Source organism: Sinomicrobium halophytocola (assembly GCF_052983395.1).
In genome coordinates, this window is the sequence record NZ_JBRKIT010000050.1 from 1 (window position 1) to 24568 (window position 24568).

The following is a 24568-nucleotide window of genomic DNA, read 5'->3' on the forward strand; positions in this document are numbered from 1 at the left end:
TGTAGCGTCCTAAAAAAGCGTTACAGGATTAACAGGATTAAAAATACTAAATATCCCATCAAACGATCGTTTGATGGGATATTTTCTTTTTGTACGATTTTATTTTTACTTCATTTTGTTTGTGCATGTCTTCTGGCGTGTTCATAGCACATGACAGATGTGGTCTTTTTGCGTTGTAAATAGCGATACTTTGTTTCACGATTTGTTTCACGGTATTGATATCTAACTTTTGGATATCGATCAAGAACTCCTGCTTTAAAATACCATTGATACGTTCGGCAACAGCATTTTGATAAGGGTCATAGGATTCAGTCATACTGCATTTTATGTGGTTTTTCGCCAATATTTTCTGGTACTCTTTACTGCAATATTGAAAACCTCTGTCGGAATGATGTATTAATCGCTTTTTAGGGTAACTTCTGTTTTTAATAGCAAATTTTAATGCTTTAACAGAGCTATCTGTTTCCAAGGTATTGGATAGGGAGTATCCAACAATCTTTTTGGAATATGCATCTGTGATAAGCGATAAATACATGGGGTTTTGCCTGGTTCCTATATAGGTAATATCCGCTACCCATAGTTGTTCTGGTCTATCAATAACCTTATCTTCGATCAGGTTTTTATGCTTTTTGAAGCGATGGTGCGAGTTGGTGGTTATATGGTAACTTCGCTTGTGCTTTATCAACAAATGATTAGCCTTAAGTATAGCAAATAAACGATCCCTCCCTACGGACAGATCTTGTAAGGGGTCTTGTAAGATATGGTACAGCTTCCTTGTTCCAACCTTAGGAAGTTCCATACGGACCTCTTTGACCAGTTCGAGGACTTTTTCGGCCGTGGCTTGCCGTTTTTTTCTGGATGTAATTGCTCTGTAATACACCTGCCTGCTGACCCCAAGTAACTCACAGGTCGATGAGATACTTTCATCATAATATGCCCTAAACATATCGATTACTTGGGTTTGGAGTTTTTTCTGATAGGAATGTTATATTCTTTTTCAGCAAGCTCTATCATCATATCGAACAAAATAGCCTTTTTGTCTGCTCGTTCGGCGATATGCTCTGCACGGGCTTTCTGTTTTTCTAAGAGCTTTATTTTTTGCTCTAACTCGATGATTCGTTGTTCTGGACTCTTGGGCATGGGGTTATAACTTTGATTATCCCAATCAAAATTACCATATTTTTTCAACCAATCCACTATAGTCGATTTAGCCTGAATCCCATATTTGCTTAACGCTTGTGATCGGGTAAGCTCTCCGCGCTCTATTTCGCCCACTACTCGAAGTTTAAAAGACATCGTATAGTCTTTCTGTGTGCGCTTTACATAAGTCGTCTGTGGTTCTTTTTTCATTACACTTTCATTTTAGTGTAACGCTATTTCAGGACGAGACATATTTAAAATCGCTAACCGCTCCTTTAAAAAGGAGCGGTTTTTTTATATTTATTCCCAACTAACTGCAATCATCATGAAAAAATTAGCACTACTCTTTCTGCTTGTGCATTTCTCCTATGCACAAGAATCCGTTAACCTTAATTATTATCTGCCTCAAAACATCTCCTATAGTCCAGACATTCCCACACCACAAAGTGTTATCGGACACGAGGTCGGTGAATGGCACGTAACCCATGACAAACTTATCGAGTACATGAAAACACTTGCCGAAGCCTCAGATCGCATAACGATGGAAGACCGGGGTACTACATACGAAGGACGGCCCTTACCCCTCCTTGTGATCACCTCTCCGGAAAATCACCGGAACATTGAAAACATACGCCGGGAGCATATCAAACTTACGGAAGCGGGAGGCGGGGACCTCAACACTGACAATATGCCCGTAGTGGTCTACCAGGGATTTTCCATACACGGCAACGAACCTAGCGGCTCCAATGCGGCGCTGGCCGTTGCGTATTATCTCGCGGCGGGGCAGGGACCGGAAATGGATGAATTGCTTAATAATACTGTTATACTCTTTGATCCGGCATTCAACCCGGACGGGCTGCAACGTTTTGCCTACTGGGCCAATACCAACCGCAGCAAAAACCTGAACCCGGACAATAACGAAAGGGAATACCACGAAGTGTGGCCGGGAGGCAGGACCAATCACTACTGGTTTGATATGAATCGCGACTGGCTCCCCGTGCAATTACCGGAAAGCCGTGCCAGGATAAAGAGTTTTCACCAATGGTTGCCCAATATTCTTACCGACCATCATGAAATGGGAACCAATTCTACCTTTTTCTTTCAGCCCGGAGAACCTACAAGGGTACACCCTTTAACCCCGAAAATGAACCAGGAGCTGACCAAAGAAATCGCAGAATTTCATGTAAAAGCGCTAGACAATATCGGATCACTTTATTTTTCGGAAGAGAACTACGATGATTTTTATTACGGAAAAGGCTCTACTTTTCCGGATATAAACGGAAGTATCGGTATCCTCTTCGAGCAGGGCAGTTCCCGGGGGCACGTACAGGAAAGTGATAACGGTCTGCTCACCTTTCCTTTTACCATAAGAAACCAGTTTGCCACCGCCCTTTCTACCCTGGAAGCCGCCAAAAGCATGCGAAAGAAACTCCTGGACTACCAACGTGATTTTTACAGGGATACTCGTGCGGAAGCAGCCAAAAGCAAAGGAAAAGCTATTGTTTTTGGCAATGAAAAGGATGCGGCGAAAACCTATCATCTTGCGGAAATACTTAAAAAGCAGCAGATCAAGGTATATGATGTAGCGGAAGATTTTACGGAAAAAGGAAAACTGTACAAAAAAGGATTCAGTTATGTAGTCCCTCGCAACCAGAAGAACATAAAGATCATAGACGCCATATTCGAGACCCGGACCGAGTTTACGGACAGCCTTTTTTACGATATTTCGTCCTGGACCTTCCCCCTGGCATTTGATATGGATTATACGGAAGTAAACACTTCCCGCGGAGGGGAGGAAGTAACCGATCTGCACCTCCCGGAAGGAAAAGTTACGGCAAAGAGCAACTACGCTTACCTGTTTGAATGGCATGAATACTATACCCCGAAGGCCCTTTACCGGATATTGCGGAAAGGTATCCGCACAAAAGTGGGCCGGAGCGTTTTTTCCATTGAAGGCAAAGAATATGATTACGGAACCATTATGATCCCGGTACACAACCAGGATATAAGCAGTGATGAACTCTATACATTTTTACAGGACATAGCCAAGGAAGCGCACATAGATATTCAGGGGGTATCTACCGGTTCCGCAACAGGCACAGATCTCGGCAGCGGTCAGTTCGGCACCCTCGAAACGCCTAAAGTAGCTATCCTGACCGGTAATGGTATCTCTCCCTATGATGCCGGGGAAATATGGCACCTGTTCGACCAGCGATACGATATTCCCATTACCAAAATAGACGAAAGTTATTTCAGCCGTATAGAACTGGACAAATACAATGTATTTATCATAACGAACACCTGGGGCAGTATGAACACCAACATCAAGGAAAAATTACAGCAATGGGTAAAAAACGGCGGTACGCTCATCGGTTACCGGAGTGCCATAAACTGGCTGAAAAGCAATGAGTTTATAAATACCGAATTCCGAAAAACGGATATCGTCGCCGAAAATGTGACCTATGAAGAGCAACGGGATTTCCGCGGGGCACAGGTAACCGGGGGAGCCATATTTACAGCGGATATAGACCGGTCGCACCCCATAAATTTCGGTTATAAAAACAACAATATATCCCTATTCCGCAATACCAATATTTTTATGGAACCGGACAAGCAAAGCTATAACAATCCTATTCGATATGCGGACAATCCCCTGGTAAGCGGATATATTTCCGAAGAGAACCTGGAGCAGCTCAAGGGCTCGGTACCGTTCAAAATACAGCAGTCGGGCAAAGGGAAAATCATATTGTTTACCGACAACACCAATTTCCGGGCTTTCTGGTTTGGCACCAACAAATTACTTATGAACGCCATTTACTTCCATAAGTTCATGTAACGGAAAGACATCCGAAAAGTTGTTACGGGCAGGGGAATACCATCAGGCGATTCTCTGCCCGTTCTCTACCTTAAAATCCGGCGCAAGTAATACGACGTCTCCTTCTCCTCCCACAGCACCTATCACAAGGCATTCACTCATAAAATTGGCAATCTGTTTTTTGGGAAAATTAACTACTGCTACTACCTGCCGGTCCAACAACTCTTCTTTTGTATATCGTTTGGTGATCTGTGCCGATGATTTTCTCCGGCCTATGGTCTCTCCGAAGTCTATGACCAATTGATATGCGGGTCTCCGGGCTTTGGGAAAATCGTTTACTTCTACGATAGTTCCTACGCGCATTTCTACCTTTTCAAAATCATTCCAGGATATTTCCTCCATTGTCAGTGTATTTAAAAAACACCAAACTTAATATAAGAAATACCCAATTCCAAAGGATTTAACGCTCGCCGGGAGTATTTAACCCGGATGGGTCTGCAACAATATCAACGGATACGAAGTTTATCCATCATTTCTTTGGAGACATTGCCTGAATAAACTCCGTAGGCATCTACCAACAGTCCTTTTTCTCCTCTAGCGGTCTCAATAACGTAAAGTACGGCATTATCATCCGGATTGGAACTTCCTTCAAAACGGTAAACTTTAAGTACATTGAGATCTTCTACCGGAATATGACTGCTTTTCTGCCTGTTATGCACGCCTTTGTCCCAAAGGTTATAATCATGCGTAAACCCTTCTTCTTTGAGTTCGGAAATAGCTTCCGACAATGTATCATAAGCATTCTTCATGGCTCAAATATTTAGCAAATCGGTTCCTTTAAAATTACAAACAATAACATGGAAAACCAATATTTTCTATCCCTTTCTAAAAAGATTCTGAATTACCCAGGCCGGGCCAATCAGCAGGAACTGAATGTCTTTCAGAAAGGAAGGTTTTTCCCCCTCGATCTTATGTCCGTAGAACTGTCCTACCCAGGCAATGGCAAAAATGAGGAGAGATACCAGCCACAAGGGAGCAATACGGGAAATCATACTATTGAGAATGATGCACAACGAAGAAAAGATCAATATCTTAAATGCCATGGAAAGCGATAAACGGGCATAAAAGATCAAAACAAAGATCAATACCACCACGGCCCAATTCTCTATATACGGATTTTCACCGGGCCATATCCGTTGCGGCAGACCGGCCGGAATGCTCATCAGTAAACCTACTATGGAAAAAAAGATGGCCGGCACACAAATATAATGGATCTTCTTATTGGTCTTGTTCTGGTGACTAACGGCATAATCGTCGAACCACTGCTGTAATGTTCTCATAACAGAAATATTTATACAGAATACATGAATATCCTCAAATTAAACCACTACAATTTACGATATTTTCAATAAACCCGGTTCTATGGATATAAAAATATTAAGGGAAAACTGCCGGAAAGGATTAAGATGATCGCACGTTGTAAACGGATATATTCACGGGATCATCTTCAGAAGCAGACTGAATCTCCTAATGATAACCGCGGTAAAAAGTTATTACACAGAGGTACACGGAGTAGTTACACTTTGCGGATCCCTGTTCAACAACTAAAACCTCTACATAAATTCAAGATACGTTTGTCCTGAAAAACACAAATTCGTAACTTCGATCCCCTTATTCCATATAGTTAATTATCCTTATGGAAAAAGTAGACCATTACTAAAAAACAACAGATCATGGCAAGAACACCCAGCAATATGCTCGCTTTGGGCACCGGGGCACCGGAATTTAATCTGCCCGACACCGTTTCCGGAAAAAACATTTCTCTTTCCGATATCCGGGGAGAAACGGCTACGGTGATCATGTTCATCTGCAATCACTGCCCGTTTGTAAAACATGTGAACGCGGAGATAACCAACATCGCCACGGACTATGGAAAGGAAGGCGTCGGTTTTGTCGCTATTTCCAGCAATGATGCGGAGAATTATCCGGATGACGCTCCGGACCTCATGGCGGAAAATGCCCGGGAGCAAGGTTTTCCGTTCCCCTACCTGTACGATGAAACACAGGAAACCGCAAAAATCTACGATGCGGCATGCACCCCGGATTTTTATATTTTCGATAAAGCACTCAAACTCGTTTACCGCGGACAACTGGATGATTCCCGGCCGGGAAACGGGATTCCCGTTACGGGAAAGGATATGAGAACAGCACTGGACGCACTCTTAAACGGGGAAAAAGTCCCGGAGACACAAAAACCGAGCATCGGGTGCAATATAAAATGGAAAAAATAATGTTTCGGACGACAAATCCGGGGTCAGGAAAGCCATCCGTTACGCTCCAGAAGGTTCCGGATATGCATGTAGTGATGATTGCAATGCCAGGCATAGACACCAATGTTCTCGGCTAATGTGACCTTCCGGTTACCTTCCGGGTGAATAAATGCTTTTTGCAAATCACTTTCCGTCAGTCCGTGAAGCAGGTAAACCCATTTGGCATGTAGCGCCTTTAAACCGCCTAACGCTAATGTTACCGGGGCAGATTTGGTATCGAATACCTCCGCCCAGCGATCTTCATAATACGCTTTTATAACCGGGGAATCTTCGGTCAATGTCCATTTGAAACGAACGTAACTATTGGTATGGCTATCATACAGGTGGTGAACTACCTGACGGACCGTCCATCCGCCCGGGCGATAAGGCGTATCCAGTTGCGCGTCGGTTAACCCGCCTACCAGTTTTTCCAGTCGTTCCGGAAAAGCTTCCAGAACTCCTGTCCAGGCATCCGTCTGTTCTTTATCTATGTATTCCGGGGCCGTAAATTTCCCGATCGGGTATTGTAATTTTTCCATAGCTGTTTTCTATATCTCCCAAAATTAAAAAGTTATTTGCAGAGTACCGGGCTATGATTCCGAAAAAATGATTCTGCACAAATATTCACAATATCCACAGGGAAAACGGATTCAAAAAAAACTAATAATTGCAACGTTTAGAATTCCAGGTTGCAGGTTGCAGGTTTACTTGCTGGGCTCAGAACCCAAACCTGCAACTTGTAACTTGTAACAAAAGAACAATCCCCCCGACTCCATCCCGATATATCAGGACTCCTCAAACCCGAATGTAACACTCTTACTTCTTACCAATTACCACTCCTCCCGTATATAATGCGTTTGCCCTGGCAATATCCACTCCTTCTTTTGACATTAACAAATATTTTACAGGGAAAATTTCTTTTTTCCATTTTACTCTAGTAATTTTATAGGCTAAATAGTTTAATAAAAAGAAAGAAGATATGAGCACAATACGATTAGGAGATAAAGCTCCCGACTTTAAAGCACAGACCTCCGAAGGAGAGATCGATTTTTATGAGTACCTGGGAGACGGATGGGGTATTTTATTCTCTCACCCGGCAGATTACACCCCGGTTTGTACCACCGAACTCGGTGCGGCGGCAAAATACAAAGCCGAATTTGACAAGAGGAATGTAAAAATACTGGCTCTCAGCGTAGATGGCGTAGAGTCTCACAAAGGGTGGATCAAAGACATTAACGAAACCCAGCATACTACGGTAAATTTTCCGATCATCGCAGATGAAGACAGGAAAATAGCTACCCTTTACGATATGATACACCCTAACGCAAGCGCTACGGCAACCGTGCGTTCCGTATACGTCATAGGACCGGATAAAACCGTAAAACTGATGATAACCTACCCGGCATCGACAGGCAGGAATTTTGACGAACTGCTACGGGTTATCGACTCGCTTCAACTCACACAATATCACAAGGTGGCTACACCCGCGAACTGGAAACACGGAGATGAAGTGGTTATTGTCCCTTCCGTTTCCAACGAGGAGGCTACCGGCATATTTACCAAAGGATTCCGGGAAGTAAAACCGTATCTCCGGTTAACTCCCCAACCCAATCTGAATTAGTTTAGTTAGTTAGTTAGTTTCAATCAAAAAAGGAGCAGTTTTAAACCGCTCCTTTTATATTTCTTGTCTAACCGTTTTCAGGATTTAGCTTATTTTCACCAGTTCCACATCAAAAACCAGGGTGGCATTAGGCGGAATCACTCCACCTGCACCACGGCTTCCGTAGCCCAGTTCCGGCGGAATTACGAGCCGGGCCTTATCGCCTGTGTTCAGCAATTCTATGCCTTCTTCCCAACCGGAAATTACCTGACCGTCACCTAACCGGAAATCTATCGGCTGATTTCTTTTGTAAGAAGAATCAAAAACACTGCCATCCGTAAGCATTCCTTCGTAATGTACGGAAACCGTTTTCCCTTTTACGGCTTTATCTCCATTCCCCTTTGCCAGTATTTTGTACCACAGGCCGCTTTCTGTCCGGTCAAAACCTTCTGTTAACTTTTTCAGGGTTTCTTCCGCTTTTTTCTTTTCATCTTCCAGGCGTTGCTCTTTGGCAGATTCAAATTTACGGAACTCTCCTACGGCATCCCAGTTTTCTGCTTCCTCTCCTACCCTTATTATTTCCAGGCTATCTATAAGGTCTCCCTGGCGGATAGCATCTACTATATCCTGTCCGCTTTCCACAAATCCAAACACCGTGTGTTTACCATCCAGCCATGCGGTTTCCACATGTGTTATAAAAAACTGGCTGCCATTGGTGCCCGCACCTGCATTTGCCATAGAAAGTACTCCGGGGCCGTGATGTTTTAAATCAGGATGGAATTCATCGTCAAACTGATATCCCGGACCACCGGAACCGGTTCCCTGGGGACATCCTCCCTGTATAACAAAATCGGGAATTACCCGGTGAAATGTAAGTCCGTCATAATATGGTTGCCCTTGAGGTCTTGCCTGGTTTTCGAGCGTTCCTTCCGCCAGACCTACAAAGTTACCTACCGTCCCGGGAGTCTTGTCGTGGGTTAATTTCACCAGAATCTCTCCCTTGGAGGTATTAAATTTTGCATAAATACCGTTTTGCATGCTAATCTGTTTTTTTGGATAAGTCACAAAGATAAACATATTTTTGCGAGTCCCCGGGCATAAACTCAACGCTATCCGCCCATTATCCCAAGGTCTGCCCACAAGCTTTCAGGGCCGGAAAAAATATCTCCATACCCTATCTGACCGGATATATAAAAGAAAAAACATCTGGGGGCAGGCCATTCAAAAAAGGAATTAACCGCTATTCCGAAACACATTTGTCACATTCTCCCCTCCAAAACGTCATGTATGCCCCCTTCAAACAAACCTATTACATATTATCTTTATCAAACAATGAATAATCAAAAACACCACGTTATGAAAAACACAAAAACACAGAAAATCATTCCGAATCTCTGGTTCGACAGTGAGGCAGAAGAAGCCGCGGGTTTTTACACTACATTATTTAAAAACTCCGGAAAAGGAAAAATCACCAGATACGGTAAAGAAGGGTTTGAGTTTCACGGAAAACCGGCAGGGTCGGTAATGACCCTGGAATTTGAAATTGAGAACTACAAATTCGTGGCTTTGAACGGAGGTCCCCGGTTTAAATGCAATCCGTCGGTATCTTTCTTCGTAACCTGCGAAATGGAAGCAGAAGTAGATGAATTATGGTCAAAATTATCAGAACACGGCAATATTCTCATGCCCCTGGACACTTACCCGTGGAGCCAAAAGTACGGTTTTACCCAGGACCGCTATGGGCTCACCTGGCAGATCAGTCTGGGGAATATATCGGACGTAGGTCAAAAGATCACTCCCTGCTTTCTGTTTGTCAATAAAAATATGGGACAGGCGGAAACAGCCATATACCACTACACCGGAATATTCACTCCTTCGGAAATCGATGGTATACTTAAATACGGTCCCGGGGAAGAAGATCCTGAAGGTGCCGTAAAACATGCCCAATTTCATTTACTTGGGGAAAAATTCATGATCATGGACGGACCGGGTGAACACGATTTCTCCTTCAACGAGGCTATCTCTTTTATTGTAAACTGCAAAGACCAGGAAGAAACGGATTATTACTGGACTTGTCTCACGGAAGGCGGAGATGAGAACGCACAGGCTTGCGGATGGCTTAAAGACAAATTCGGACTTTCCTGGCAGATCGTTCCGGAAGCTGTTTCGGACATGTTTGAAAAAGCGGATGAAAAGCAATCGGGGAGACTAATGCAGGCTATCCTGCAGATGAAAAAAATAGAACTGCAAAGACTGAAAGATGCCTATGATCCTACTTGAGAATAAGTTTCACCCTTTTGGTTCTTATACTTGTCCGGATTATGCGTTCTGAAAGATATATACTTCTGTGGCTCCCAAACCATATTTTTGATAATCGGCTTCGTAAAATTTGATATTGTCATATCTGCCAAATAGGTATTCGAGTTCCATTTTCAGCACGCCTTCTCCCACACCGTGAATAAACACCACTTTCTGAATACGCTTTCGCATGGCAAATTCAAGTTGTCGCCTGGCGGTGTCGAGTTGTAGTGTGAGCATATCATGATTGGTCATTCCCCTGCTGGAAGGCACCAGTTTATGAATGTGGAGATCAACTTCCATTTTAGGAGCATCACGTTCTTTGGGCTTGACCGTTATTTTCGATCTTCGCTTGTAAGACTCCTTTTCCGCCAGGTATTTATCCGCATCTGCAGGGATTTCATGCAACAAGGAAGCGTCGTTTATTTTAATGACTTCTTCCGGGGATAACTGCAACTCAAATCCGTCGTCCGTGACAATATACAGCTCCCGGTCGCGGACAGCCACTACTTTTCCCTTTAATGAATCGTCTATGGTCTCTACCCTGTCTCCTGTCTTTATACCCTTCATTTGTATTTACTGTAATCCTTAATGGTTCCGGGCATTATTTTCCCGTTCGTCCTTCTCTTTATCCTCCGGTTCTTCATCCTCCCTGGGGTTGTCCTTCACCCATCTCGTGGTAGCCTTGTAAAGCCCATACATGAGCAATACGAAACCCAGTATCATTACATAGGGTATTTCCTTGTTCTCTTCCGCATCCTGCCCCATAAAGACCAGTAAGCCTCCGAGAATAATACAGATTACATACAATACGGGTCGATTTTTACCGCTCATCCTTACTTTTTCTCAAAAATAATATTAATTTAGATTCTGATAGACAAATACTTCATCGATTTTGGACTCGGAAAAATATATGTTGCCTTGTATAAGCAGGCGAATCCTTGGTTTTGACTGTCCCGGATGTGGCCTGCAGCGTTCCGTAGCTCTACTTTTCGATGGTGATTTTGCAGGGGCTTTTAAAATGTACCCGGCCATTTACCCGTTGTTATTATTAGCTGCCTTCCTTTTGGCCGGTACCCTGTCGAAGAAAAAGAACTTCTCCGTAATCACCACAACCCTTGCCATTATAAGTGTGCTGTTTATAATGTGCAATTTCATACTGAAATTCGTATAACTTAACTTTAAAAATATGGAACAACAAAAACTACCAAACGCCACGCTCATCCTCATTTTAAGCATAGGATCTTTGCTCTGTTGCTGTGTGGGCGGGATAGGTGTCATCCTTGCGATCATCGCCCTTGTACTGGCTAACAAATCCATTAAAATATACAAAACCGAGCCCGAACTTTACGACAACTACAACAGTATAAAAACAGGAAGGATTATTGCCATTGTAGGTATTGTTCTCAACGTAATTTATTTTATTTACACCATAATAATTATTGCAACATACGGTGTAGATGGTATCATGGAGCAATATCAAATGCAAGATGGCTACCAATTTTAAAATTACGGTATTCCAAACTACGGCGGACTTCACTTATCCGCTTTCGTAAAGACAGATCGTTTTCGGAAAACCATTGCAATATAAGCGCCATAATAAATCAAAGGCCGGGTTGTACAACCCGGCCTTTGATCGTATTTTAAAAACCCTGTTGCCGTATGGTCCTGACAAGATTTTCCAATCCGTTTATTTTTATCTCCAACATGGCCTCGAGCTGTTTTCCCAGGGTTCCGCCGGGAAATCCTTTTTGTTTGAACCAAACCAGATAAGGTTCCGGGAGATCGGTAATGTAGGTATCTTTATATTTTCCGAACGGCATTTTAGCCCGGGCCAGTTTTACCAGGAATTCCCGGTTATGCTGCATTTCCATATTGCATTCATTGTTTGTCCTGTACAAAAGTAAGGCATTCATGCAAAAAAGGTATTTATACCAGGGAATTCATCCCCTTTTCAACACATTTTATCCATGCATTGAAAAAATTTCCCACAACATTAACAATATTTAAGTAGTTTAGTTAAATTTGATATAACTAATTTTTTAGCACTACCCCTTGTTTGCCTTGTCTCCAAAAGGAGATAAATCTTTTTTCATGTATACCACGGCAATAAGCCACTGTGTCAAAATCGCATCACACCGTGTTGTTGCCGGGCAATAAAAACAAATGCCCTTATGTATAACAAGGCTTTTTAGCCCGAAAAATTAATCACTTTATGAAAAAATTTTTAGCAGAATTTATCGGCACCTTCTGGTTGGTACTGGGAGGTTGCGGAAGTGCGGTACTCGCAGCAGCTTTCCCGGAACTGGGAATCGGCTTACTTGGCGTGGCCCTGGCCTTCGGCCTTACGGTACTGACCATTGCTTATGGTCTCGGACACATCTCGGGAGCACATCTTAACCCTGCCGTGTCCATCGGTTTGTGGATAGGCGGGCGTTTTAGCGTACGCGATCTCTTTCCCTATATTATCGCCCAGATACTTGGCGGATTAGGGGCCGCAGCAGTGCTGTATGTCATAGCTACCGGCAATGGCAGTGAAATAGGAAATTTTGCGGCAAACGGGTACGGAGAACATTCTCCCGGTGGCTACAGCCTGAACGCAGCCCTTCTTACGGAAGTGGTAATGACTTTTATGTTTCTTATCATTATTCTCGGGGTAACAGATAAAAGAGCGCCCTCGGGTTTTGCCGGTATAGCCATCGGGCTGGCACTTACCCTTATACATCTTATCAGCATTCCGGTGACCAATACTTCGGTAAATCCGGCACGCAGTATAAGCCAGGCTGTTTTTGTAGGAGACTGGGCATTGCAGCAACTTTGGTTGTTTATTGCTGCTCCTGTTGCAGGCGCTGTGCTCGCCGGAATGGTATACCGTTTCTTCCAGGAAAAGGAAAACACCTCAACACCTAATTCATAGTATAAAAAACCAAACGATAATAACCATTTCAAATACCTGTCATCAAATGTATGGCAGGTATATTTTTTCCCAACCTGTTTTCCTCATAGACAAATACGCAAAAAACAGGATTAAAGCAATGCTTTGATAATATCTTCAACAGAAATATTTTCGGCTTCAGCCTTGTAGTTTTTTATGATCCTGTGCCGGAGAATTCCATTGGCCACGGCCTGAACGTTTTCTATATCAGGAGAAAACTTTCCGTGTACCGCAGCATGCGCTTTAGCTGCCAGGACAAGGTTTTGCGAAGCTCTCGGCCCGGCTCCCCAGTCTACATACTCATCCACAATTTTAGCCGACTGTTCACTATTGGGCCTGGTTTTAGTCACCAAACGCACCGCATATTCCACAACATTGTCCGCAACAGGTATCCTGCGTACCAGGTGCTGGATATCCACAATTTCTTTTGCGGTAAACATATGGGTAACTTTCACTTCTTTATCTATTGTTGTGGACTTCACAACATTTACTTCTTCTTCAAAAGTTGGGTATCCCAGTTCTATCGCAAACATAAACCTGTCCAGCTGCGCTTCCGGTAAGGGATAGGTTCCTTCCTGTTCTATAGGATTTTGTGTAGCCAGTACAAAGTACGGAAGATTCATTTTATAATTAGACCCCGCTACGGTAACTGCTCTTTCCTGCATGGCCTCCAGCAAAGCGGCCTGGGTTTTCGGAGGTGTACGGTTTATCTCGTCCGCAAGGATAATATTGGCAAATACAGGTCCTTTGATAAACTTGAATTCCCTGTTCGCATCGAGTATTTCACTACCCAGGATGTCACTGGGCATCAGGTCCGGGGTAAACTGGATACGTTTAAAATCCAGTCCAAGCGCATCCGCAATAGTGCGGATCATCAGTGTTTTTGCCAGTCCGGGTACACCTATGAGCAAGGCATGTCCTCCCGAATATATGGCCAGCAGTATTTCTTCTATAACCGCTTCCTGCCCTATAATTACTTTGCCTATTTCTCTTTTAAGTTCAAGGTGTTTTTCTACCAGGGTTTTCAGCGCGGAAACGTCAGACATAAAGTTTTTGATTTGAGGTATTTTATTTTCTGAAAATTTTGATATAAAAAACCCGGCATACCAGATTGATATGCCGGGTATTGATTTAATTTTTAACCCATTTGTTAGAGAAGTCGCAATCTTTATAATCGGAGTTCACCATAATATAAGTATCCTCAATGGTTTTCTCCATCCACTCCCGTATGGCCTTAATTTGTTTTTCTTTCAGCGCCAGTTCCTTGATCTTCATGTAATCTTTTGAGTAGTCCGCTTTATGATCTTCATACTTATTGGTTACCTTGAGTATTTTAAAGGTTATACGCCCGGGACTTTTAGGGTCCTCTTCTTTATAAACCCGTGATACTTCACCGGTTTTCAGGTCACGTACCTGGTTGTAGAGAGTCGGGTCCAGTTTGGTCAGCTCAAAACGGGTATCCATATTGCTCGGATTACGCAACTGTCCGCCTTCGAACTTAGTTTCCTTTTCATCGGAATACTCTCTTGCCGCATCCGGAAAAGCCACCTCACCGTTAATAATCTTTTCCCGCACATCCTCCATCTCTTTTTTAGTTTTGTCCAGCGCATCCTGTGGTATCTCGGGCATAAGCAGAATATGTCTCAGATCGAGCTCCTGTCCTCTTATCTTATCGATTTTTATGATGTGCCATCCGAAATTCGTTTCAAACGGGTCCGAAATCTCTCCTTCACGAAGACTATATGCAACATCCACAAATTCTTTAGCAAAACCCGTGTGCTTGGTTATGTGATAAAAACCTCCCTTGGTACTGGACCCCGGATCTTTGGAATACAGGATCGCCTTGGTGGCAAAGCTCGCCCCGTTCTCTTCTATATCCCGCTTCATCTCCCGCAGCCTGTTTACCACTTTTTGTTTTTCTTCTTCGGGAACTTCAGGTTCTTTTACTATTTGTGCTATTTCCAGTTCAGCACCGAAAACCGGACGTTCTTCTTCCGGGATATTGTTGTACCACTGCCTTACTTCTTCAGGGGTGATCTCTATTTCATCTACCACCTTACTCTGCATATTTTCGGCCAGTACCCTTATTTTATTGATCTGGAAAAGCTCTTCCCTAAAACTCTCTTCATCCGATTTTTTATAGTATGCCAGCAGGTTCTCTATCGTACCTACCTGGCTCACCAGGTAATTGAGCTGTTGTTCCGTCTGGGCCATAATCTGCTTGTCCGACACTTCCAGGCTATCCTGTATGGCCTGGTGTGCATACAACTTATCTTCCATGAGTTTACCAAGCAACTGGCAACGGCCGATCTCTTTTATAGACACTCCCTGATTTTGCAGGTCTATATAACTCTTATCTATATCCGATTCCAGAATGATGTAATCTCCCACTACGGATACTACCCCGTCTACTTTTACCCTTTCTCCGGGCGTCGATTTACTTTCGGAAATATCTTTCGGTGCCGCTTCACTTACCTGGTTCACCGCTGTACTGTCCTGTGGCATCTCTGTACTTAATGTCTCCACAGTTCCGGTACTTTCCGTCGTTTCATTAGCATTCTCCTGTGCCCATCCCGGTTGCAGCATACAAATAGCTATTCCTGCAACAATCTTACTTATCCGCTTCATAGGTTTGAAATTTCTTTTTTCTGACTGCTTCATCCATTATTTCTTTTTCCAGTTTCCTCAGGAATTCCAGTTTCTTACGATTCAGCAATATCTGTTTAATAGTAGGTTTGATATACGACATCGGGGCATTATCGTTACGGTGCAAAATATCGTTAATATAGACCAAATATACCCCTAATGAGTCTGTTAATTCAATAAAATTCGATTTTTTTATGCTTTTTTCATTTCCCTCGTTACTCAGAAGAGGTATCTTTTGAAAAATCTGGGAGGTTTTCACCCAGATGGAATCTTCCAGGGAGTAGGATTTAAACTGTATGGCCATTTCGTCGAGTTCGGCCTTATCGATTTCTTCAAACTTCCTGAACTTTTCCCGAACCTCATCCAGCTTTTCAAAATCGGGACTGACTTCTATATAACGGAAACGCCACAATTCTTCATTCAGTTTAAAATTATCCTCGGTATTATTGTAAAAAGACTCTATTTCCGCATTTGTTACCGCAGTATCCATAGCGCTGTTCACCAGTGCTTCTTTATATGTCGTGGTATACAGGTCCGTCTTATATTCTTCGATGAGTTTTTCAAACTCCCGCAACTGTTCTTCAGGCAGATTCATCTTTGCTTTTTCCATAAAAAGCTGTCTCATTGCCCAGCTATTCACAAAATTATTCCTGACCACCAGACTGTCTTCCCGGGACATATTTTTCCCGTAAATTCCCGAAAGGTCCTTTTTATACAGGTAGCTATCTCCCACCCTGGCTACTGCGTCCACCGTTTCATCGCTACGGAAATACGAACAGGCTCCGAGATTGAGAACTATCATTAAGCCTACTATACTTTTTCTTAACATCAAACCTCTTTTTAGTCTTCCGGGTCCTTCACCACAGGGCAACGGACATCAATCGGTTTTTCCGGGTATTATTCGAGGGCTAACAAAAATAGTAATTCGATAAAATATTGCAAGTCGGAGTCCTGACGTTTAACAAACATTTATGTAGTTTGTGGTTACGGGTTGCAGGTTCCAAGTTTCCTAAACCACAATCAAACCTGCAACCTGGAACCTGCAACTATCATTACCTTCTACTGTAATTAGGGGCTTCTTTGGTTATAGCCACATCGTGCGGGTGGCTTTCGTTAATACCGGATGCAGTAATTTTAACAAACTGCCCGTTTTCTTTAAGTGCCTCTATATCTTTGGCCCCGCAATATCCCATACCTGCACGTAGACCGCCTATAAACTGGTGCATACTCTCCACCAATTCTCCTTTATAGGGCACGCGACCAACGATACCTTCCGGCACGAGTTTTTTAATATCATCTTCCACATCCTGAAAATAGCGGTCCTTACTCCCCTGCCTCATGGCTTCAACAGACCCCATTCCACGGTAACTTTTGAATTTTCTACCTTCGTAAATGATGGTTTCTCCCGGGGATTCTTTGGTCCCGGCGAGCAGTGATCCCAGCATAACGGAGTCTGCTCCCGCAGCAATAGCTTTAGGAATATCCCCGGTATACCGTACACCCCCGTCCGCTATCACGGGAACACCGGAACCTTTGATGCCCGCGGCCACTTCCAGCACTGCCGAAAATTGCGGGAACCCTACTCCGGCCACCACACGGGTAGTACAGATAGATCCGGGACCTATACCTACCTTTACGGCATCCGCTCCATTCTCTACCAAATACCTGGCCGCTTCTGCGGTAGCAATATTTCCTACCACCACATCGAGCTCGGGAAATGTTCTTTTAACTTCTTTCAATACACTTACCACTCCCCTGGTATGACCGTGGGCCGTATCTATTATTATGGCATCGACCCCGGCGTTTACCAATACTTCGGCGCGTTCTACGGCATCTCCGGTAACTCCTATTGCAGCAGCTACGCGAAGCCTTCCGTATTTATCTTTATTGGCTATGGGCTTTTGGGTAAGTTTTGTGATGTCACGGAAGGTAATAAGCCCCACAAGCTTGTTCTCCGGATTCACTACGGGCAATTTCTCAATCTTATTTTCCTGCAATATACCTTCGGCATCTGCCAAAGAAGTACCTTCTCCCACAGTTACCAGGTTGCCGGAGGTCATGACTTCCACTATAGGCCTGTTGTTGTTTTTCTCGAACCGCAGGTCCCTGTTGGTCACAATCCCTTTGAGATAACCTTCGTCATCGACAATAGGTATTCCTCCGATACTGTGTTCGGCCATATTTTTCTTCGCATCGGCTACTATTGCCGTTAGCGGCAGGGTAACCGGGTCTATGATCATTCCGCTTTCCGCCCGCTTTACCTTGCGTACTTCGAGGGCCTGTTGTTCGGCGGTCATGTTCTTGTGCAGCACACCTATACCACCCTCCCTCGCTATGGCAATGGCCATCGCCGATTCGGTAACAGTATCCATCGCAGCGGAAACTATAGGTACATTGATCGTTATGTTTTTAGTGAATTTGGTCTGGATATTGACCTCTCTGGGCAGTACTTCCGAGTAAGCCGGAACAAGAAGGACATCATCATACGTCAACCCCTCTCCTACAATTTTTGAACTATGAGCTTTCATGGCGCAACTTATAAATTAGTTGCACGCAAATATACGTCAAATTTAGGGATTAAAAGTCATTTTTTACTTTAAACATGAAATATGTGATTTTGAAAACTAAAAAGCTAAAGGTATCGCTTCGATAAAAGAGATTCCGTCAAAAAAACAGAGAAGAATGACATTTTCCGCCTACAGCTGGCCCTTATTGACTCTCCCCTTTTTTTGCATGATCCCTACATCATCCAGAATAATGACCCCGGACCTGCTTTTGTCAAAAACAAACCTGATCTGCTTTAATGCCCTCATCCGGAAAACGGTATCGGCAGCTTGCAAAGCATTCATATCAAAATAAAAGAAATCAGGAATAGCTTCGGTATCCTTCATTGAATTCAGAAAGGCAAATTTGGTGATCTTCTTTTGGATCTGCGGCTGTACAAAACTACAGGTACTCAATGGAAAACTTATTTTTCTTCCCTGAGTATCCGTCAATTCTATAGTAAAATCCAACGGTTCTTCTTCGGATGTGTCTTCATCTTTTTCTTCATCATCTTCTTTATCCTTATCGTCTTCTTTCTCTTTATGCGAAGGGTCTTCGTCACTTTGTGCAAGTGAGAACGTGAAAAGGGGATTATTCTCCGGGACAGAAATACTATCGGGCAAGTTCAGGGTATAGGAGCCTATTTTATCTTTATCCTTTCGGCTGTCCCAACCTATATGGACCGCCTTGGTAATATGATCGTTCCACATGAGATTATGCCTTTTTTCATTCCAAACACTCAGGTTTTCCGAACTTATCCACCCTCCTTTAAGTGTAGCGCTATGCACATTCATATCTTCGTCATAATCGGCAATACGGTAAAAGTCGCTGCTTTCGTACTGGTTAAAATATATCAGGTCGGGCAGCCACTTCCTGGCAAAGCGGTAATCCATAAATACGGGCCTGTATGCCGGATTATCCTTTAATGTAACTTCCAGGAAAGCGCTTATATATGTTTTGGCCACCTGCTGCTGTTGTTCCTCCGGTATCAATTGTTCCAGGTTGAAGCTATTGATGTAAGGGCTGGAACCATCTTTTCTTCCCCAGGAACTGTTGAACTGCCCGTGATTGGCCCTGTGAATATACAAGCCGGCTTTAAATCCTTCGAATTCCGGAGAAAATTTTATTCGCTTATACATGGCCAAACCTCCGTAAGACCGCATATCCATATCGTGTGTTCCCTGCAATACAAAATAATTAACATCTTGGGGCACCGCAAGTTCGGAAGAGGGCTCGTATTGCCCATCCACCGGCGCTATGGCAATAACCGCCCGGATATTGAAATTAAAATCGAAGTTGACGGTTGCATCATCAGGAAAAGAGGGTAAACGGTTAAAAAGTGCAGCATGGCCTACGGCTTCTCCTCCCCTGGAATGCCCTATTAAAGCTATCCTATCCATATCTACGCGATTATGGAACATCCCCGAGGGGTCCTCATTCCATTTTTTCCATTGCTGCAAGTGCTTCAACAGGAGCCATCCCCTTACGCCGTTCTCTTTATTAAGTCCTCCGCCAAAGTTCCGGAAATCAGTAAGACCGGAGTTCAGAAAGTTTTCGTCTACCGATGCCACGATGTACCCCCTGCTGGCCAGCAATTCCCCTAGATAGGCATACCCTCCTTCAGAATAATCCTGGGCAAGATGATTACCATGTACAATAATCACCAGCGGGGCGGGGCCATCCTGCTTCTCCGGATACCATACATGAGCGTTCAATGGGAGTTCGGAAGCATCAAAACCAAAAAACCATGTTCGCAGTTTACCGCTGAAACCTTTCCAGGAAGGGAGGAGTTTCGAAGCATCGACAGGTCCTGTAGTCAAACGCACACTGTCCCGGTATTCCGGTCGCTGTTTATCATTTCCACTTCCATAGGTAAAGTGTACCACCCCATACTTTCCGTTTTCAGAAGGATCGGAAGCCTGGATAAGTTCCGGAAGATGGTCTACGGATTTTTTTGCATTCTTCATATCTTCCGGTGTATTTCCGGGCGAAAAATAAAACCATCCTCCTACTGACAATCCTGCCACCCCGATAACAAACAAAACAAAAGTGATATGCCGGGAAGCCCCGGACAGGGGGAAAAGTTCTTTTCTCCGCCACCGGTACAGACCGGCCGCAATCAAAACGGGGAAAAGGATCAGCAACATCAACAGTATTCTCCCGTATACTTTAGGGACATAGAAGTAATAAAAGATACTCAGCACGCCAAATATTACCGCAAAGCGAAATAACCAAGGTGCACGCCCGAATACTCCCAGTAACAGACTAACTACCCAGGCAATCCCTGCGCCTGCGCCTATATAAACCAACAAGTAAAGCAGCAGGTAAAACGGATTCATACTTCCGTTAAAATCTACGAATAACGACACGGCAAAAAATACGATCAGAAAGGCTAAAACAGCCTTTCCGCAAAAACGTAATATTTTATTCGAAGGAGTTATTATTTCTATAATCGTTTTCCAGGTCTTCCTGAGGCTTTGGCTGGCTTTTTTCATTTCAACATTTCATTTGGATTATAACAACGTACTGATACAAAGTAATGTATGGGTCTGAAAAAACATGATTATGTAACAATAAAAACGAAAAAAGAGACCTGTTAATTTTCCCTTTTTCCGGACAGTGCTAAAAGTGCGGGAATTAAACAGGAATTATAAATAGGTCCCGAAAACTTTTATTGATTCGTTATAAGCACTTTCAAAACTCATCGGGGAAAGTCCGGTATCTGCTTTTTCGGCAGTAAAATAAGAAAACATTTTTTCCGTAGGCATATTTCCGGTCAGCTCATCCTTGGCCATAGGGCAACCCCCGAATCCCTGTATAGCTCCGTCAAACCTGGTGCATCCGGACCTGTATGCCGCGTCTACTTTTTCGTGCCAGGAAGTGGGAGTCGTATGTAAATGTGCTCCGAATTCTATATCGGGATAGGCCGGGATAAGGTTGGTATACAGATAACGAATCACTTCAGGGGTAGAACTGCCAACAGTGTCGGAAAGGGATAATGTTTTCACCCCCATTGCGGAAAGTTTTTCCGTCCATTCGGCCACAATCTCCACATTCCAGGGGTCTCCGTAGGGGTTTCCGAATCCCATGGACAAATAAGCCACTACTTCCTTTCCGGATCTATGGGCGATATCCAGTATTTCCTGTAAAATAACCGTAGACTCCGCAATGGTCTTATGCGTATTACGCATCTGGAAGTTTTCGGAGATGGAAAAAGGATAGCCCAGGTAGTGAATTTCCGGATGGAGCACAGCATCTTCTGCTCCACGAACGTTGGCTACTATGGCCAATAATTTGCTCTTTGTCCCCGAAAGGTCCAGCGCACCGAGGACTTCCGCCGTATCCGCCATTTGCGGAATGGCCTTGGGGGAAACAAAACTCCCGAAATCTATGGTATCGAAACCCACACGCAGCAGGGACTGTATATACGCCACTTTTTTATCTGTGGGTATAAACGTCCTGATGCCCTGCATGGCATCCCGCGGACATTCTATGAGCTTTATTTTATTCATTCACCAGATAAAACGCATTCATTTTTTCTGTGGTAAGTTCCCCGAAATCGTCAATCAGGAGGTCGGCAGCAGAGAGATCCTGGTTTCCTGAATTCATGTTTCTGTAACCTATACATTGCATCCCTGCAGACCGGGCTGCACGAACTCCGTTTTTGCTATCCTCGATCACTACAAACTTATCCGGCGAAATATCGTATAACTCGGATACCTTAAGAAATATATCCGGAAAAGGTTTTCCGTTGGCGACATGTTCGCTGCTTACAACATGGTCAAAATAACTCCTCAGGTTTACTTTTTCCATAAAGATATCTATAAGTTTAACCGGAGATGATGACCCCAGGGAAAGGTTATAGCCTTCCGATTTCAAACGATCGAGCAATTCGGATATTCCATTGGTCAACGGAATGTCCCTGTCGTTTATAACCTGAAAAAAAAATGCTTTATGCGCCTCCAGAAGATCCCTGGGATCACCGTTAAGACCGAAATCCTTTTTAAGTTTTTCCCAGATCATCAATGCTCCCATACCGACAAGGGTAAAATGGTATTCCCTGGTCACTTCCACCCCGATCCCGGCCAACACTTCTCCCAGTATTTGCATATGAACAGGCTCACTATCTACCAGTACACCGTCCATATCAAAAATTACATGTTTTTGCATAGGTTTTATTTTTTTAGTACGTGACAATAATTGTTTTCACCGGGTTTCTCGGAAAATCAGCTTACCCCCTCCCGATAATTATCGGGACTTTCGGGAGAGGAGTTATCGAAATTAAATTTTTGTCATATACTAAATCTTATTTTATTCAAATGTAAACAATTTGGGTTAGTTTACCACGGCTCCCCGTATGTAACAATCCGGTTCCAGGGGCAGGAACTGTTTTATGATTTACAAAGCAGCCCTTTGTTTATCCGTTTTACCAATCCGGGGCCTTCGTATATGAACCCGGTGTATACCTGAACGAGACTTGCCCCCGCTTCCAGTTTTTCCAGTGCATCTTCCGGGGAATGTATTCCGCCGACACCTATTATGGGAAAACTCCCCTTACTTTCCTTATGTAGAAAACGTATGACTTCGGTCGACCGGTCTTTCAACGGCATTCCACTCAATCCGCCCGATTCTTCTTTTGCCGGAGATTTCAAACCTTCCCTGGATATGGTAGTATTGGTAGCTATTACTCCGGCAATACCGGTTTCTTCTACGATATGGACAATATCTCTCAGTTGCCCCTCGGTAAGATCGGGAGCAATTTTCAATAATACAGGCTTTTGCCCGGTAGCCTGTAGTTTGTGATCCTGTAAGCTGCTCAGGAGTTTTTTCAGAGGTTCTTTATCCTGTAAGGCCCGCAGGTTGGGAGTGTTTGGTGAACTGACATTGACCACAAAATAGTCGACATAATCAAATAGGGCTTCAAAACAGATGCGGTAATCCTCTGCTGCATCTTCGTTAGGTGTTGCCTTATTCTTACCTATATTCCCCCCTACCAGGACACCTTTATTTTTTTTAAGACGTTTTACGGCCTCTTCCACTCCCCCGTTATTAAATCCCATCCTGTTTACAATAGCCGTATCGGCACGCAGGCGGAACAGGCGTTTAGGCGGGTTCCCGGGCTGGGGTTTCGGGGTGAGAGTGCCGATTTCAATAAATCCAAAACCAAAACCCGAAAGTTCATTGAACAGCCTGGCATCTTTATCAAATCCAGCAGCCAGACCAACAGGATTTTTGAATTTCAAACCGAATACCTCCCGCTCCAGGCGTGGATCGTTAACTGTATAAATATTTTTAAGCAAAGCCCCGACACCGGGTATGTTATTTACCGCTTTTATAAAGGAGAAAGTGAAATGATGTACTTTTTCGGGATCGAACTGAAAAAGAACGGGACGGATGAGATATTTGTACATAAGATATTATTCTTGTGTGGCAAAAATACGGGAAAAGATGAAAATGACGTGCCTGTACGCGGGTAAACTCAAAAGTTGATCCGTTTTCTCACCCCTCTTTGTTTCCTATTTAGATTATCCAGAATTTTTGCGTAGTCCAAAACAAATGGAAATGATCCGGTAAACTTCTCATCCCTCTTTGTAACCTTTCAATTAAACACCTTTTATATTTTAGTACATAACAAAAATTGTTTTCACCGGGTTTTCTCGGAAAATCAGTTTACCCCCAGCCCTAAAGGGAGCCTGATTTCCCTCGTCCCGATATTTATCGGGATGCTCCCTTTAGGGCTGGGGTAACAAATCGAAAGGTTATCGAAATTAAATTTTTGTCATGTACTAAACCTTTATATACAAAACAAAAAGACTCCCCATTTCTGAGAAGTCTTTCTTTGAGCCGGCAGAGGGATTCGAACCCACGACCCCGAGATTACAAATCACGTGCTCTGGCCAACTGAGCTATGCCGGCCTCAAGTATGCCTTAAAAGCGGTGGCAAATATAAAATGGATTTTATTTTCTGCCAATCTTTTTTTAAAAAAAATTATGACAACTTGTTCACTTTTTCGATCAGGCCATTAGCCTTAGCCTCCAATTCGTTGTTAACTGACTTTAAATGAGCCTTTCTGTCCTCAACACTTTTATCATTCACTTTTTCGATCAAATCGTCAAAAGCGTCGATAGCTTCATCAATAATTGCATTTCCTTCTTTGGAATTATTATTATCTGTCGCAGCTTCCCATACGTATACTGCCTCTATAATATCTCCCAAAACAGAATTGATCTCTTTCTTCAGATTCTTAACACTTGCCATGATATATTAATTTTTTACAAAT

The 24568-nt window shown here is 43.5% G+C and carries 26 protein-coding genes and 1 tRNA gene; 7 read left to right on the forward strand and 20 right to left on the reverse strand.

What is annotated here, in order from left to right:
• Positions 1–58: 58 nt before the first annotated feature.
• A complete protein-coding gene (locus ACVBDY_RS22105) occupies positions 59–946 on the reverse strand; it encodes an IS3 family transposase (RefSeq protein WP_447173799.1) in 888 nt (295 codons plus the stop codon).
• A gap of 5 nt (positions 947–951) precedes the next feature.
• Entirely contained in the window at positions 952–1350 is a 399-nt protein-coding gene (locus ACVBDY_RS22110; RefSeq protein WP_447173800.1) for a hypothetical protein, read from the reverse strand.
• Positions 1351–1465: 115 nt separating this feature from the next.
• On the opposite strand from ACVBDY_RS22110, the gene ACVBDY_RS22115 reads away from it, so the two are divergent.
• Positions 1466–3976, forward strand: a complete 2511-nt coding sequence (locus ACVBDY_RS22115; protein ID WP_447177650.1) for a M14 family metallopeptidase — start codon at positions 1466–1468, stop codon at positions 3974–3976.
• Positions 3977–4018: 42 nt separating this feature from the next.
• On the opposite strand, the gene ACVBDY_RS22120 is transcribed toward ACVBDY_RS22115, so the two are convergent.
• The 3 genes from ACVBDY_RS22120 to ACVBDY_RS22130 all read right to left on the reverse strand — a co-directional run bounded on the left by ACVBDY_RS22120 (position 4019) and on the right by ACVBDY_RS22130 (position 5295).
• Positions 4019–4357 carry a tRNA-binding protein gene (locus ACVBDY_RS22120; protein ID WP_447177651.1) on the reverse strand — a complete coding sequence of 113 codons (339 nt, stop codon included), beginning with the start codon at positions 4355–4357 and terminating at the stop codon, positions 4019–4021.
• Positions 4358–4461: 104 nt separating this feature from the next.
• Positions 4462–4764, reverse strand: a complete 303-nt coding sequence (locus ACVBDY_RS22125) for a phosphoribosylpyrophosphate synthetase (protein ID WP_447177652.1) — start codon at positions 4762–4764, stop codon at positions 4462–4464.
• A 66-nt stretch (positions 4765–4830) separates the two neighbouring features.
• Complete coding sequence (locus ACVBDY_RS22130) at positions 4831–5295, reverse strand: Mpo1 family 2-hydroxy fatty acid dioxygenase (RefSeq protein ID WP_447177653.1); 465 nt, start codon at positions 5293–5295, stop codon at positions 4831–4833.
• A gap of 393 nt (positions 5296–5688) precedes the next feature.
• Here ACVBDY_RS22130 and ACVBDY_RS22135 point away from each other — a divergent pair, with 393 nt between their 5' ends.
• Positions 5689–6246 carry a thioredoxin family protein gene (locus ACVBDY_RS22135; RefSeq protein ID WP_447177654.1) on the forward strand — a complete coding sequence of 186 codons (558 nt, stop codon included), beginning with the start codon at positions 5689–5691 and terminating at the stop codon, positions 6244–6246.
• Positions 6247–6269: 23 nt separating this feature from the next.
• Here the strand turns inward: ACVBDY_RS22135 and ACVBDY_RS22140 are convergent, their stop codons facing one another.
• A complete protein-coding gene (locus ACVBDY_RS22140) occupies positions 6270–6803 on the reverse strand; it encodes a YfiT family bacillithiol transferase (protein WP_447177655.1) in 534 nt (177 codons plus the stop codon).
• 440 nt (positions 6804–7243) lie between these two features.
• Between ACVBDY_RS22140 and ACVBDY_RS22145 the strand changes: the two genes are divergently transcribed.
• Positions 7244–7885, forward strand: coding sequence for a peroxiredoxin (locus ACVBDY_RS22145; protein ID WP_447177656.1), 642 nt, complete (start codon positions 7244–7246; stop codon positions 7883–7885).
• Positions 7886–7969: 84 nt separating this feature from the next.
• Here ACVBDY_RS22145 and ACVBDY_RS22150 read toward each other — a convergent pair whose 3' ends face one another.
• The gene (locus ACVBDY_RS22150) at positions 7970–8902 is read right to left on the reverse strand and encodes a peptidylprolyl isomerase (RefSeq protein WP_447177657.1); all 933 of its coding nucleotides are present in this window, start codon (positions 8900–8902) and stop codon (positions 7970–7972) included.
• Between the two features lie 318 nt (positions 8903–9220).
• Here ACVBDY_RS22150 and ACVBDY_RS22155 point away from each other — a divergent pair, with 318 nt between their 5' ends.
• On the forward strand, positions 9221–10144 hold the full coding sequence (locus ACVBDY_RS22155) for a VOC family protein (RefSeq protein WP_447177658.1): 924 nt from the start codon (positions 9221–9223) through the stop codon (positions 10142–10144).
• Positions 10145–10183: 39 nt separating this feature from the next.
• On the opposite strand, the gene ACVBDY_RS22160 is transcribed toward ACVBDY_RS22155, so the two are convergent.
• Both ACVBDY_RS22160 and ACVBDY_RS22165 read right to left on the reverse strand, forming a co-directional pair.
• The gene (locus ACVBDY_RS22160) at positions 10184–10732 is read right to left on the reverse strand and encodes a DUF8465 domain-containing protein (protein WP_447177659.1); all 549 of its coding nucleotides are present in this window, start codon (positions 10730–10732) and stop codon (positions 10184–10186) included.
• Positions 10733–10750: 18 nt separating this feature from the next.
• Positions 10751–10996: a hypothetical protein gene (locus tag ACVBDY_RS22165; RefSeq protein ID WP_447177660.1), complete on the reverse strand. Its 246-nt coding sequence runs from the start codon at positions 10994–10996 to the stop codon at positions 10751–10753.
• Positions 10997–11075: 79 nt separating this feature from the next.
• Here ACVBDY_RS22165 and ACVBDY_RS22170 point away from each other — a divergent pair, with 79 nt between their 5' ends.
• A complete protein-coding gene (locus tag ACVBDY_RS22170; protein ID WP_447177661.1) occupies positions 11076–11336 on the forward strand; it encodes a DUF2752 domain-containing protein in 261 nt (86 codons plus the stop codon).
• A gap of 15 nt (positions 11337–11351) precedes the next feature.
• A complete protein-coding gene (locus tag ACVBDY_RS22175; protein ID WP_447177662.1) occupies positions 11352–11669 on the forward strand; it encodes a CCC motif membrane protein in 318 nt (105 codons plus the stop codon).
• Positions 11670–11805: 136 nt separating this feature from the next.
• Here the strand turns inward: ACVBDY_RS22175 and ACVBDY_RS22180 are convergent, their stop codons facing one another.
• The gene (locus ACVBDY_RS22180) at positions 11806–12078 is read right to left on the reverse strand and encodes a DUF3820 family protein (RefSeq protein ID WP_447177663.1); all 273 of its coding nucleotides are present in this window, start codon (positions 12076–12078) and stop codon (positions 11806–11808) included.
• A 299-nt stretch (positions 12079–12377) separates the two neighbouring features.
• Here ACVBDY_RS22180 and aqpZ point away from each other — a divergent pair, with 299 nt between their 5' ends.
• On the forward strand, positions 12378–13079 hold the full coding sequence (gene aqpZ, locus ACVBDY_RS22185) for an aquaporin Z (protein WP_447177664.1): 702 nt from the start codon (positions 12378–12380) through the stop codon (positions 13077–13079).
• 110 nt (positions 13080–13189) lie between these two features.
• Here the strand turns inward: aqpZ and ACVBDY_RS22190 are convergent, their stop codons facing one another.
• From ACVBDY_RS22190 to ACVBDY_RS22235, 10 genes are all read right to left on the reverse strand, one after another.
• A complete protein-coding gene (locus tag ACVBDY_RS22190; protein ID WP_447177665.1) occupies positions 13190–14143 on the reverse strand; it encodes an AAA family ATPase in 954 nt (317 codons plus the stop codon).
• A gap of 85 nt (positions 14144–14228) precedes the next feature.
• On the reverse strand, positions 14229–15758 hold the full coding sequence (locus ACVBDY_RS22195) for a peptidylprolyl isomerase (RefSeq protein ID WP_447177666.1): 1530 nt from the start codon (positions 15756–15758) through the stop codon (positions 14229–14231).
• Positions 15709–16572 (reverse strand): peptidyl-prolyl cis-trans isomerase, encoded by an 864-nt coding sequence (locus tag ACVBDY_RS22200; RefSeq protein WP_447177667.1) that lies wholly within the window; start codon positions 16570–16572, stop codon positions 15709–15711. The genes ACVBDY_RS22195 and ACVBDY_RS22200 overlap by 50 nt, the downstream gene beginning before the upstream one ends.
• A gap of 223 nt (positions 16573–16795) precedes the next feature.
• The gene (guaB, locus tag ACVBDY_RS22205) at positions 16796–18271 is read right to left on the reverse strand and encodes an IMP dehydrogenase (RefSeq protein WP_447177668.1); all 1476 of its coding nucleotides are present in this window, start codon (positions 18269–18271) and stop codon (positions 16796–16798) included.
• A gap of 168 nt (positions 18272–18439) precedes the next feature.
• Positions 18440–20782, reverse strand: coding sequence for a hypothetical protein (locus ACVBDY_RS22210; RefSeq protein WP_447177669.1), 2343 nt, complete (start codon positions 20780–20782; stop codon positions 18440–18442).
• Between the two features lie 153 nt (positions 20783–20935).
• The gene (locus ACVBDY_RS22215) at positions 20936–21799 is read right to left on the reverse strand and encodes a hydroxymethylglutaryl-CoA lyase (protein WP_447177670.1); all 864 of its coding nucleotides are present in this window, start codon (positions 21797–21799) and stop codon (positions 20936–20938) included.
• Positions 21792–22457, reverse strand: coding sequence for an HAD family hydrolase (locus ACVBDY_RS22220; protein ID WP_447177671.1), 666 nt, complete (start codon positions 22455–22457; stop codon positions 21792–21794). The genes ACVBDY_RS22215 and ACVBDY_RS22220 overlap by 8 nt, the downstream gene beginning before the upstream one ends.
• Positions 22458–22678: 221 nt before the next feature.
• Positions 22679–23698, reverse strand: a complete 1020-nt coding sequence (locus tag ACVBDY_RS22225) for a quinone-dependent dihydroorotate dehydrogenase (RefSeq protein ID WP_447177672.1) — start codon at positions 23696–23698, stop codon at positions 22679–22681.
• A 431-nt stretch (positions 23699–24129) separates the two neighbouring features.
• Positions 24130–24203, reverse strand: a tRNA-Thr gene (locus ACVBDY_RS22230).
• Positions 24204–24276: 73 nt separating this feature from the next.
• Positions 24277–24546, reverse strand: coding sequence for a hypothetical protein (locus ACVBDY_RS22235; protein WP_447177673.1), 270 nt, complete (start codon positions 24544–24546; stop codon positions 24277–24279).
• Between the last annotated feature and the right edge of the window lie 22 nt (positions 24547–24568).